Origin of the sequence: Lacinutrix sp. WUR7, assembly GCF_016864015.1 — a bacterium.
Lineage (GTDB): Bacteria > Bacteroidota > Bacteroidia > Flavobacteriales > Flavobacteriaceae > Oceanihabitans.
In genome coordinates, this window is sequence record NZ_CP045067.1 from 753,610 (window position 1) to 766,683 (window position 13,074).

Consider the following 13,074-nt stretch of genomic DNA (forward strand, 5'->3'; position numbering starts at 1 on the left):
ACATGAAAAATCTTACTAAAAAAGCATTCTTTTACCTTTTACTTTTTGGATTCATAAGCAGTACCAGCAACGTTTCGGCCCAAGTATGGACAGATACCAATGAAGATGAAAGTTATGTTGCAAGGCATGAGTGTGGATTCACGCAAGCTGGAGATAAATTTTTCCTTTTTGGAGGTAGAGAATCCCCTCGCGTATTAGATGTTTATGATTACGCGTCGAACACATGGTCTAATGGAGGTATCGCTCCTGTAGATTTTAACCATTTTCAAGCGATTACTTATGAAGGTTTAATTTGGGTTATAGGCGCATTTAAAACAAATGAACCCAATCCTGAACTGAATGCCGATTACATTTACATGTATAATCCTGCAAGTCAACAATGGATTCAAGGTATGGAATTACCTACTGCAAGAAAACGTGGCGCAGCTGGTTTAGCCTTGCATAACAATAAATTTTATTTAATTGGAGGGAACGTATATGGACATGGAGGAGGATATGTAGCTTATATGGATGTATTTGATCCTGCCACTGGAACGTTTACAGCTTTAACAGATGCGCCACATGCTAGAGATCACTTTCATGCTGTGGTACATAATGACAAACTTTATGCTTTAGGAGGCAGACTAACTGGTGGTGCGGGAGGATTATTTGCTCCTCAAATTCCCGAAGTAGATGTGTATGATTTGAACACCAATCTTTGGTCTACCTTAGCTGCTAGTAGCAATATACCTACTCCCAGAGCTGGAGCTGCAACTGTTTTATTTCAAAATGAAATTTATGTTATTGGTGGCGAAACTACATTTGGAAGTGCAACAGGTAACAATGGGCAACGTGATATTGTAGAAGCTTTTAATCCTGTAACAGGTACGTGGACCACCAAAGACAATCTAAATCACTACAGACATGGTATTCAAGGAATAGTTTCTGGAGGTGGCATACATGTGATTGCTGGTTCTAGCGGAGGTACTTCTATAAAAAAAATGGAGTATTTTGGAGCAAATAGCCCAACAGGAAGTCCTAATGTAAATAGTGTTTTTGCTGCAGGTGAAACCACAAAGACTTTTGAATATGGAACAAGTTATGGATCTGTAACTATTCCTATTACGCTATCTAATAGCGCAGGAACGACAGGAACTTATATTGATAATATTACGATTTCGGGAGTGAATTATACTTTAAATAGTACGTATAGCAATTTACTATTAGGTGCGAATCAAGATTTAATTATTCAAGCGGTTTTAAACGACACTTCACAAAGTATGAGTAATGGTAATGTACAAGTAACGTACAATAACAATACGACACTAAATATAGCCTTAGAAGGTACGCTAAACCCAACTTTATCTATTGCTAATCCCGACGATTTAAAAACACTTAAGGTGTATCCTAATCCTACAAAATCGACTTTTCAGATAAATAAAAAAAGCACACAATTGAACGTTTTTGATATCACAGGAAAATCTATAAAAGTATTTCATGGCGACTTTAGCGAGGAACATCCTTTTAATATTTCTAATTTTTCAAAAGGCATTTATTTTATACAAGTGAAAAATGATTCGCAGATTAGTGAAACAATAAAAATCATTAAAACATAAGCCCTATTTGAAACGTCTTAAAGGGTTCTTTTTGAAAAGATTTAAAAGAAAAAATCTCTTGGTGTATTGCTACACGAAGAGATTTTTTAATAGGCACAGATTGTATATTTAATCCATATACGTCCAATTTACACCATCGCTAATTACCGTGATGGTTCTCAAGTTATTTTCATACATATAAATTTCCGAGCTTCCTATTGTGGATCCTTTAGGAAACAAAGCACCAGCAATAGTAGTTAGCTTTGCAGTATTCGAATTATTAATATTTCTAATGATATATACTCTCCCAGGAAAAGTTATCGGGTTTGGAAGCCTAAATTCCTGATCTGTAGCTTGCGGATTGATAGACAAATAAACACCATTATCAATATCTGTAGCAGTCCCATTACCAATTAAGGTGATATGCTTTACAGAGAGATTTCCATTTATATCTAAAGTACTTTTAGGCGCTGTTGTACCAACCCCTACTTGCGAAAAACAGTTACTACTAAAAAAAATAAAGCAACATATAATTAGAATATTTTTCATGTTTTAAGATTTATTGTAGTAATATTTTATATTCCCAAGGACCTAATGCAATTGCATTTCCATCAAGTTCCAGTGCGGTATTCGACATATAATCGATGTACTTTCCTTTTTGTGGTAAGTTTGCTTTTAAACTTTCATCCGATAGGTTTGCGATATATATAATAGTACTTCCATTTTTACTTCGTGCAAATGCTAAAACATTGCTATTACCAACTTCTATTTTCTCATAAGAAGCAGCATCTTTTCCTCCATGCAATGCAGAACTAGTTCCCTTTAGTTTTCCAAGTTTTTCTAAAACTGGCCACATTTTTCCTTTGGTATGTGGAAAGCTATCCTTTTCAAAAAACAGTAATCTATGATCTAAATCGTATTCCTGTCCCGAATAAATCAAAGGCATCCCTGGTGTTACATAACTTAAAGCTGTCATGGTTTCTGCAGCATCGCCCATACGTTCTTTTATGGTTCCATTCCAAGAATTTTCGTCGTGATTGGTTACAAAGTTCATAAGAATATCATTTGCTTCATATCTATCCAAATCGGCTTGTACTGCATTAGCAAATTCGGCAGCATCCTTTTCTCCTTGTGCAATATGATTCATAGCATGATGTCTATCCCAACCATAAGCCATGTCGAATAATCCTTCTTTCATCAGTTCTGGCTCCCAAGCTTCGGCTAACATAAAAATATCTTTTTGCGCTCTTAGTTCCGGAATCGCTTGTTCCCAAAAATTTGCTGGTACAGATCCCGCAACATCACATCTTAAACCATCCACACCTTCTTTGGTTAGCCAATAGCTCATGTCTGCAATCATTTCTTTGCGCATCTCTTGATTGTCGTAATTTAAATCTGCAACATCTGTCCAATCGGTATCTACTGGATGCACCACTTCGCCTTTTTCATTTTGCGTGTAATACTCCGGATTGGTTTTTAACCATGTATGATCCCAACCAGTATGATTTGGTACCCAATCTAAAATCACATAAATTCCGTTATCATGTGCTGTATGTATTAATGCTCTGAAGTCTTCTATGGTTCCGAATTCCGGATTGATTTTTGTGAAATCGGAAACCGCATAATAACTACCTAAATATTTACCTTGTTCTGCTTCCGGAAAATCGGTTGCAAACTTACTATCTTCTCCTCCTGTTGCTTTACGTTTTGTTTCTGAAATAGGAAAAACGGGCATCAACCAAATTACTTTTACTCCTAATTGTTTTAACTGCGGAATGTCTTTGGTAAACGCTTCAAAAGTTCCTTCTGATGAATATTGACGAATGTTTGCTTCATAAATCACAGCTGTTTCTAAATCGGAATCGGATATAGGTTTAAGACTTACCTTTTCTTCCACGACAGCTATTTCTTCTGTTTGTTTCTTTTCTTCTTTACAAGCAAAAACTGCTACTAGTAAGCATAATGCAATTATTTTTCTCATGAGTTTGTTATTTAAATTCTTCTAATAAAATGATGTTTGTATCTATAGTAATCGTAATGGTTCCGTTTTTAACCTCGAAGGTTTTCCCGGAATAGAAATCAGTAACTTTTTGTCCGTCTTTAATAACAGAAGACACATCCATACGATGTTCTCCTTTTGGAATATCGATACCTATAATGACTTGGTCTTTAAAATCCCCTTTGGTATACTTTCTACTGAAAATATATGGCGAATCACTAATCATTTGATGTTTCCCTGCTCCAACCGAAGGATGGTTACGTCTAAACTGACCTAATTTTTGCCAATGGATTAGTAAATCTTGTTTTTGAGAAATTTCTTCCCAATTCATAAAACTCCTTAAAGTGGCATCTCCAACCGTACCTTCAATAGTTAAATCTCTAGCTAACTCGTCTCCATAATAAACTTGAGAGATTCCAGGAGACAACAACAATCGCGTTGCCGTTTCGAATGTTTTCTCTCTGTTTTTATCAAATGGTTGTCCGTCGTCATGCGAAGTCAAATAATTTAAAACACTATAATCTTTCAATGTGCTATTTAAAATACTATCGTAATTTTTAAACTGCTCTTCGTAAGATTGCTGTGCTGCATTCCATTTAAACTCAAAATTGATTAGACTATTAAAAGCATCGGTAAAATAATCCACTTTTTTATTTCCAAAATCAAAAATGGTTCCTGAGGAAATACCGTAGTTATACAATTCACCAACCAAGTAAAAATCAGTATCGTCTAACACTTTGTTTGGATTTTCCTCTTTAAATTCCGCGAAAGCGTTATCACAAACGGACTTAAACTCCCGCCAAACATAAGCTTCTGTATGCTTTACTGTATCTACTCTGTAGCCATCAATACCAAAGTCGGTAATATAATCGCTTAACCATTTCATGATGTAAAAACGAGGTGCTCGCGGATAATCATGGGTTTCAAAAAAGGCATCTAGCTCTGCAACTTCTTGTTCATATCGACCTTCTGCTTTCCATTTTGCAATTAAATGAGGCGGTAATGCTACATCTTCATTGCTTTCGGTTTTAATATCTGGAAGGTTTTTAACCAAAGTGCAAGTCACGGTATTGTCAAAATTTTTGTAGTCGCATTGCGGTCCAGTTCGCACCCAATCGCTTGGCCAAACCGGATCTTTCTCGGTTACAGGACCTGTGTGATTGATAACGGCATCTAGTAAAACACGAATACCTTTTTTATGCGCTGCATCTACTAAATTTCTCAAATCCGCTTCGGTTCCTAAATTAGCATCGATATTGGTCCAGTCTTTTGTCCAATAGCCATGAAACCCGTACGTAATTCCCGTGCCTTCATCTGTTCCTCCGTGAATTTGCTCTACAATTGGCGACATCCAAATGGCATTGATTCCTAAATCTGTAAAATAGTCGTCATTTATTTTTTGCGTAATTCCTTTTAAATCTCCTCCTTCAAAACCACGTAAAACGCCAGTTTCTTTAGTTCTGTCGTAATTAACATCATTGGTCTGATCACCATTATTAAAACGATCTGTTAACAAAAAATACAGGTTTGCTGCTTCCCAAACAAATGGGGTCTCTTTTGCTATTTCCGGAATTGTTTTCTTTTCGGAATTACAACCAAAAACAAGTACTATAGTCGCTATTAAAAGGATGCTTTTTCTCATTTCTTACTTAGTATTTAATTTGTGCTTCGCCTTCTTCCGAAGTATTCCATTGCACATTAAAACGCAATATTTTCGAAGCTTCATCGTATTGGAAAGCCTCTTTTTTTCCATTGTATTTTAATTGCTTTGGCGCTTTAGGAAAATGATGAATCACCAATTCTATTGTTTTAGTGGATGCGGAATAACGAGAACCTATTTCGGCTTCAAAATCTATTTCTAAATATTTTTTCGTTGTTTCTGCTTCCAATCTTAAAATTTCGAATGCTCCTTTTTCAAAAGCATTTTTTGTGGTTCCATCGTCATTATATACGGTACGTTCACTATTGGAAACGGTTTCGTCAAAATAATAATGTACATCTAAAGTATTTCCATCATATTCTGAAGTGCTCTGCATCGACTTTGCTGTTGGAATAAATGCACCACCACGAACGTAGGTAGGAATACTATTTTCTACCGTTTTCACGGAAAGTGTTTGTCCGCCGCTGACTTTTTCATCGGTATAAAAATGATACCAATTGCTGTTTTTAGGAAAGTAAACATCCACTTCTGTTTGTTTCGGATTAACGATTGGAGTAACTAGAAAATCATTTCCCCAAAGGTATGTGGAAGCTATCGTTTGCAATTTGGAATTATCTACTTCCTCAAAAAATAGTGGTCGCATTAAAGGCGCTCCAGATTGGTTGTTTTCAAATACCAAGTTATAATTGTACGGCAATAATTTATATCTTAATTCGATAGCTTGTTTAGCTAATGCTTTTGCTTTATCACTTCTAAACACAGGTTCTGCCGGAACTTCTTCTTGTGCATGTGGTCTGTAAATAGGTTGAAAAACGCCATATTGCAACCATCGTGCATAAAGTTCATCATCTAAGTTATCACCTGCAAATCCGCCCAAATCGCTATGCATAAAAGCCAAACCTTGCATTCCCATTTGCAATGCAATTTCTGGTTGAGATTGCAAACCGCCCCAAGTGCGATTCACATCTCCAGACCAAGGAATCATTCCGAACCGTTGTGAACCAGAACTTCCTGCACGCATTAAAATAAAAGGTCTTGTATTTGGAAAACTGGAGGTGTATCCTTCCTGAATTAACTGGGCCCAATTATGTCCGTAAATATTATGTACCTCATCGGCAGTTCCTGTTGCGTGTAGTAAGCTTTTAGGATGCACTTCCGGCTCGCCTAAATCTCCCCAAATTCCTGCAACACCTAAATCTGCTAGGTCTTTATAAATATTCCAAAACCATTTTTTTCCTTTCGGATTATAAATATCTATCAATCCGGTATTTCCAAAATAGAAGTCATAGGTAAACGGATTACCAATAGAATCCTTGGCTAAAACATCTTCTTTCACCGCTTCGTCCCAACGGCTGGAAGTGGTTAACACAAAAGGCTCTGTAACTAAAACGGTTTGTACGTTATTGTCTTTTAAGCCTTTTATCATTTGCTTCGGATTTGGAAAAGAATCGCGATCAAAAGCTAGGTTTCCCATCGTGCCTTTTATGGTTTTTCCGAACCAGAAAATATCAATAATTATTGCATCTAACGGAATGTTTTCCTCTCTGAATTTTTGTGCAGTCTCTTGCACTTCTTGTTGGGAATGGTAACCAAATCGACTAGAAAAATTCCCTAAAGCCCATCGCGGTGGCATAGGTTGTGTGCCTGTAAGTTTGGTGTAGTTTTTTGTAAGATCTAACCAAGAATCGCCCACCACAACTTGATAGGTTTTTCTACCAGAAATAGTCTCATAAGTCAAGGTGTTATTTGCTTTAGAATCTAAATCTAAAAAGCCAATTGGCGCATTATCAAAATGGATTAAATACTTCTCTGAAGACACAACAATTGGCATCGTGTAATTCATTAATGCACTGCGATCTTCATAACCATAATGCGCTTTATTATATAGCTCCAGGCGATTTCCTCTTCGGTTCATTCCTAAAGCTCTTGCACCACCACCATATAAAACTTCATCTGGCGTTAGGTTTAATTGAATGGTTTCCAATTCGTCTGTTTTTTGATAGCCATTTTTTTCGGAAGTCACTTCTTTTCCTTTGAACCAATAGGAAATATGAAAAGGTGCTTTCGTAATTTTAATAGATAAATCTTTCGCAGTAAAAATGATTTCCGCGTCACTTTCCTTGTGCTTAACATATGAAAAAGCTTCGGTTAAAACCAACGCATGTGACTCTTTATTATACGTTTCTCCTGTTGGAACAAAAGTAGTTTCTATAATTTCTGGAGAATAAAATTGCATTTTGTATGTTCCATCAGAAACGGTTACTTGCAATTTATTATCCTTAAAATTGGCATCGACAAATTCCCTTTTTTTAATAGCATCTTGAAATAGCCAAGTGATTGCTTCCTCAAAATTACTACGCCAAAGTGCTTCGTTGTGTTTGCCTTCTGGAACGATTTTAGATTGGATGTTTTCTGAAGGAAATCCATTGGATTGCAAAAGACCGATCATACTATTCATATCGGTTACAGTTTGGCTAATTTCGGTTCGAGAAGTATTTGTTCCTTCTTTTCCGCCAGCTAAAAAGTACATTTTAGTATCTTGAATATCCCCATGCTGTTTTGAGAATGTGTTTACTTCTTCTGGAGCAAACCAATACGATGGAGAATACACACCAACTTTACCAAAAATGTTTGGATATTTTAATGCTGCATAATGTGAAATTAATCCGCCCATCGAGCTACCAAAAATGGCAGTATTGCTTTTATCTTTTTTGGTATTATAATGAGCATCGATATAAGGTTTTAATGTATTCGTAATAAAATCCAGATATGCATCGCCTTCTCCACCTCCATATTCTGGGTGTTTCCATGGAGAATATTCGTCTAATCTTTTGTCACCTCCATGATCAATACCAACTACAATTAATTTTAAATTTTGTTCTTTAAATAATTTATCCAGTGTTTCATCTACATTCCATTCACCATAACCAGATGTACTCGCATCAAAAAGGTTTTGTCCGTCGTGCATGTAAACCACAGGATAATCCGCATTAGATGTTTCGTAATCTGCAGGTAAATACAACCAAACACGGCGTTTTCTATGTAATTGTGGAATATCAAAATCTTCGGATAAAACAGTTACATTTTCAGAAACTGTTGCTGCATTTTTTACTTCGAATAGATGATCCCAACCAGCGATTTTCACCGTAATAGTATCGTTTGGTTTATCAAAAGTATACGTACGATCCTCTATTGCTAAGCCTTTTTTAGAACACTCCACAGATTTCCAGGAACCTTGTGTAAACTTGAAGTTTATTTGTCCGTCTTGCTTCGGAAGTGTAATGGAATAGACGCCATTTTTTTGTTCTTTTTTCCCACCAGACCATCCTTCAAAACTCCCTGAAATGAAAATAGAAGTATTTTCTGCTGTTTCTTTAGGTAGCTCTTCTACGATAATTGTGACTTGCCCCGATGCTATTTGAAATAGCAAAAAAGATAGTATGTATATAATGTTTTTCATTTCGTTGGAGACCTCTCGACTGCGCTCGAGGTGACATTTAGTTTATAATTTAGTGGATAATAGTAAACTTCCTCTTTGGCTTAAGATTATTTCATCTTCCCAAACAAAAGTTTCATTAGTTACTATATTTTTTAATGTTTTCCCTTGCAAACCAACTTCTTCAAAGCGTTTTAAATCTAAACTAATTGGTTCGTTATTTTTATTAACAATATGTACTACGGTTTCTCCATCGATATTTCTAAAAAGAAAATAGGTTCCCATATAAGGTGCAAAATGAATGGTTTCTCCGTTGTGAATGGCGTCACTTGTTTTTCTATAGTTCAGTATTTTTTTAAGGAATAACTGCATGTCTTTTTGTGCATCTGATAATCCTTCTCCTGAAAAAGCATTTATAGAATCTCCTTTCCAACCGCCCGGAAAATCGGTACGAATTAAACCATGATCTCCTGGTTTTTCAAAGTCGTTCATTAAGATTTCTGTTCCGTAATAAATCTGCGGAATTCTTGGTAAAGTCAACAGATAACTTAGCGCCATTTTGGTATTTGGTATATCCCCTTTAAGCTGTGTAAAAATGCGACTCATATCATGATTATCTGGAAATATCATAATATCTTTTGGTGAAGCGTATGCAAAATCATTTGCTAAACCTTCGTACATTTTAACGAGTCCGTTATCCCAAGATTCGTCTTCATTTAAGGCATCTACTATATTTTTTTGCATTGCAAAATCCATTGTAGAACGTAAATTAGAAACGTAACCATCCTTATTTTCGTGACCTTCTTGCCAATATGCAATTAGCAATGGATTGGTACTCCATTCTTCACCAACGATACTAAAATTTGGATATTCGTTCATAATCGCACCAGCCCAATTAGACATAAAATCTTTATCTGGATATGGATAGGTATCTTGTCTTATTCCGGATAAGTTTAGGGTTTCCACCCACCAAATACTATTTTGAATAATATAATTGGCCATAAACGCATTTCGCTGATTTAAATCTGGCATTGCCGATACAAACCAACCTTCTGCCATTTCTTTTTTATCCTTTTTAGAAGCATACAAATCCTGATTACTTGTACGTCTGTGATTGGAATTATTTAAAGGTTTATTCTGCTCAAAACTTTCCTGTTGATTCACCCAATCTTTAAACGGTAAATCTTGCATCCACCAATGTTCGCTTCCGCAATGGTTAGCCACTTGATCCATGATGAGACCAATACTTTTTTCTTTCGCTTTCGCGGAAAATGCTTTGTAATCTTCTAATGTTCCGTAACGCGGATCTACTTCATAGAAATCGGTCATCGCATAACCATGATACGAAGATGTTGGCATATCATTAGTCAACAAAGGACAAGACCAAATTTGCGTAAAACCCATCTCCTCTATATAATCGAGATGCTGTATCATTCCTTTTATATCTCCACCGTGTCTTGCGTAATCATCCTTTCTATTGATAGTAGCTTCTTTTAAAAGGCTAACTTTTTCACCATTTTCGCTAATACCAGAAGTATCTAAAAAAATATCATTAGAAGTATCACCGTTTGCAAAACGATCTGGAGTAATTAAATAAATAGCATCCGAACTATCAAAACCTTGAAAATCGGTAGCATCTCGCTCTCTATTCTTTAAGGAATAAGTATATACGAGTTGTTTTTCGTTTTTAAAATCAAAATAAATATGGAATTGTCCTGCTTTCGTGTTTTCTGAAATAGTTACATCTATAAACAGGTAATTTGGACTATCTGCTTTATGAACATTTGCAATAGAAACACCATCATAATGGATACTTGGTACTGCTTCCGAAATATTTGGATGCTTTACCAACAATTGCACTTGTGTGTTTTTAAAACCAATCCACCAATTAGGAGGCTCCACTCTTTCGATATCGTTTTTAACTTCGAAAACGACTTCCGTAGCACCTTTTTTTTCATTAATATTTTCACACGACACATTACTTGTAACTATAATAAGTATTAAAATGTGTTTTAAAAATCTCATATTATTCGTTTTATACCTGCAAGGTTATAATAACCCTGCAGGATAAATTCTATTATACTTTCACCAAATTATCTGGAGAAACCGTTACAGGTTTGCTATTTACTACTATGTTTAAAGCGGTATCACCTTCTAACTCAAAAGTCGTTTCTGATTGGGATACATTCACTTTTAAAATCTGATCTCTAAAGTTTACTTTAAAAGAATATGCTTCCCATTCTTTTGGGATACGAGGTTCAAAATTTAGCATGTCATTTTTAATACGCATACCACCAAAACCTTCTACAATACTCATCCAAGTTCCAGCCATACTAGTAATATGAAGACCTTCATCGACCTCTTTATTATAGTCGTCTAGATCTAAACGAGAAGTACGTAAATAGAACGTATATGCTTGATCCATTTGATCTAATTTAGCAGCCTGAATACTGTGTACACAAGGAGAAAGTGAACTTTCATGTACGGTAAATGGTTCGTAAAAATCGAAATGACGTTTTAATTCTTCGGTTGAAAACTGATCTTCAAAAAAGTATAAACCTTGTAAGGTATCTGCTTGTTTGATGTAAGGCGAACGTAAAATTCGGTCCCAACTCCATTTTTGATTGATTGGTCTGTCTGCTTTTGGCAAATCTGCAACGGTAATTAATTCCTTATCTAAAAAACCATCCTGTTGTAAGTACACTTGGTGCTTTTCAGAATATGGAAAATACATGTTGTCGGCTACTTTTTTCCAGTGATCAAGCTCTTCGTGTGTGATTTTGGTTTTACCAGTAATACGCAAATAGTCTTCGCGATAACCTTCTTTTACTTTTTCAATATTTTCTATAGCATAATCGATACACCATTTTGCTAAATAGTTGGTGTAAAAATTATTGTTGATGTTATTTTCATATTCATTTGGACCGGTAACACCTAAAATAACGTACTGATTTTTCTCTGTAGAAAAGGTTGCACGTTGTTGCCAGAATCTTGCAATTCCGATAAGGACTTCTAATCCCATTTCTGGAATATAGCTAAAATCGCCTGTGTAACGATAGTAATTATAAATAGCGAAAGCGATGGCTCCATTTCTGTGGATTTCCTCAAAGGTAATCTCCCATTCATTATGGCATTCTTCCCCATTCATAGTTACCATTGGATATAATGCTGCTCCGTTTTTGAAGCCTAATTTTCCAGCATTTTCAATCGCTTTATCTAAATGATTATATCTATATTTAAGCAAGCTTCGCGCTACTTTTTGATCTTTAGTAGCCATATAAAAAGGAATACAATATGCCTCGGTATCCCAATAGGTACTTCCCCCATATTTTTCTCCTGTAAATCCTTTCGGGCCAATATTTAAGGTAGAATCTTTACCTAAATAGGTTTGATTTAATTGAAAGATATTAAAACGAATTCCTTGTTGTGCTTTTACGTCGCCATCAATAGTGATGTCTGACATTTCCCATATTTTAGACCAAGCCTCTTTTTGATTCGCCAAAAGTGCGTGAAACCCTAATTTTGTAGCAGTTTCTAAAGCCTTATTTGCTGCGAAAACCAATTGATTTTTATTGTGATTTCTGTCTACCGTATAGCCACCAAATTTATGAATGCTTGCTGTTTTGTTTGCTAGAACAGAAACGGTATAGCTAAACGCAATAGTATTAGCCTGTTTATCTACCTCTGGTTTTTGGTCTTGTCTTTCGTTATTTATAAAAACCGAAGATTCCATAAAAGCACAAGTATGAAAACCTGTTTTCATGGTTTTTGCTTCAATAAAAGCTCTTTCACCTTCTGAAGACACCTTTAAAGTATCCCAAAACTTATCGTCCCAATTGGTATCTTCATTGGTAATTCCTGCATCTAAATACGGCTGAAAAGTAATTTCTGCATCGCCATTTATAGGTGTTATGTTGAAATTAATAGCACCAACCTCATCTAGATCTAAACTTAAAAAGCGTTTTGTATTCACTTCAACCTCAACATTATTTGAAAGTATTGCTACAAAACTTCTAGAAAGCCAACCTTCTTTCATATTCAATTCTCTACGAAAGTTTCTCACTTCTTTACAAGTAAATAAATCTAATTGCTCCTTATTTACCAGTACGTTAATCCCTATCCAATTTGGCGCATTAAGAACTTTTGCAAAATATTCTGGGTATCCATTTTTCCACCAACCTACTCTCGTTTTATCTGGATAATAAACTCCTGCAATATAACTTCCTTGAAAGGTGGCTCCTGTATATTTCTCTTCAAAATTAGCACGTTGGCCCATAGCACCATTTCCGATGCTAAATAAACTTTCTGAAGATTTTACGCGATCTGCATCAAAACCTTCTTCAATTATAGACCAATTGTCTGGTTGTATATAATCTTGATTCATTTTTTATATTTTTTTGATGAT

General features: G+C 35.5%; 7 protein-coding genes. 1 reads left to right on the forward strand and 6 read right to left on the reverse strand.

Annotation, left to right across the window (positions count from 1 at the left end):
• Window positions 1-2: 2 nt before the first annotated feature.
• Window positions 3-1,595 (forward strand): kelch repeat-containing protein, encoded by a 1,593-nt coding sequence (locus FG167_RS03350; protein WP_203460028.1) that lies wholly within the window; start codon window positions 3-5, stop codon window positions 1,593-1,595.
• A gap of 108 nt (window positions 1,596-1,703) precedes the next feature.
• Here the strand turns inward: FG167_RS03350 and FG167_RS03355 are convergent, their stop codons facing one another.
• From FG167_RS03355 to FG167_RS03385, 6 genes are read right to left on the reverse strand one after another with little or no spacing between them, the layout of a single operon-like run.
• The gene (locus FG167_RS03355; protein WP_203460029.1) at window positions 1,704-2,123 is read right to left on the reverse strand and encodes a hypothetical protein; all 420 of its coding nucleotides are present in this window, start codon (window positions 2,121-2,123) and stop codon (window positions 1,704-1,706) included.
• Between the two features lie 10 nt (window positions 2,124-2,133).
• Entirely contained in the window at window positions 2,134-3,555 is a 1,422-nt protein-coding gene (locus FG167_RS03360) for an alpha-amylase family glycosyl hydrolase (protein ID WP_203460030.1), read from the reverse strand.
• 7 nt (window positions 3,556-3,562) lie between these two features.
• A complete protein-coding gene (locus tag FG167_RS03365; protein WP_203460031.1) occupies window positions 3,563-5,215 on the reverse strand; it encodes an alpha-amylase family glycosyl hydrolase in 1,653 nt (550 codons plus the stop codon).
• A 7-nt stretch (window positions 5,216-5,222) separates the two neighbouring features.
• Entirely contained in the window at window positions 5,223-8,693 is a 3,471-nt protein-coding gene (locus FG167_RS17405) for a TIM-barrel domain-containing protein (RefSeq protein WP_239004435.1), read from the reverse strand.
• A gap of 42 nt (window positions 8,694-8,735) precedes the next feature.
• Entirely contained in the window at window positions 8,736-10,694 is a 1,959-nt protein-coding gene (locus FG167_RS03380) for a glycoside hydrolase family 13 protein (protein ID WP_203460032.1), read from the reverse strand.
• Between the two features lie 52 nt (window positions 10,695-10,746).
• A complete protein-coding gene (locus FG167_RS03385; RefSeq protein WP_203460033.1) occupies window positions 10,747-13,053 on the reverse strand; it encodes a glycoside hydrolase family 65 protein in 2,307 nt (768 codons plus the stop codon).
• Between the last annotated feature and the right edge of the window lie 21 nt (window positions 13,054-13,074).

Excerpts from the sequence above, each read along its gene's own strand:
- FG167_RS03385 (WP_203460033.1), bottom strand. The coding sequence starts at position 13,053 with ATGAATCAAGATTATATACAACCAGACAATTGGTCTATAATTGAAGAA.
- FG167_RS03355 (WP_203460029.1), bottom strand. The coding sequence starts at position 2,123 with ATGAAAAATATTCTAATTATATGTTGCTTTATTTTTTTTAGTAGTAAC.
- FG167_RS03380 (WP_203460032.1), bottom strand. The coding sequence starts at position 10,694 with ATGAGATTTTTAAAACACATTTTAATACTTATTATAGTTACAAGTAAT.
- FG167_RS03365 (WP_203460031.1), bottom strand. The coding sequence starts at position 5,215 with ATGAGAAAAAGCATCCTTTTAATAGCGACTATAGTACTTGTTTTTGGT.
- FG167_RS17405 (WP_239004435.1), bottom strand. The coding sequence starts at position 8,693 with ATGAAAAACATTATATACATACTATCTTTTTTGCTATTTCAAATAGCA.
- FG167_RS03350 (WP_203460028.1), top strand. The coding sequence starts at position 3 with ATGAAAAATCTTACTAAAAAAGCATTCTTTTACCTTTTACTTTTTGGA.
- FG167_RS03360 (WP_203460030.1), bottom strand. The coding sequence starts at position 3,555 with ATGAGAAAAATAATTGCATTATGCTTACTAGTAGCAGTTTTTGCTTGT.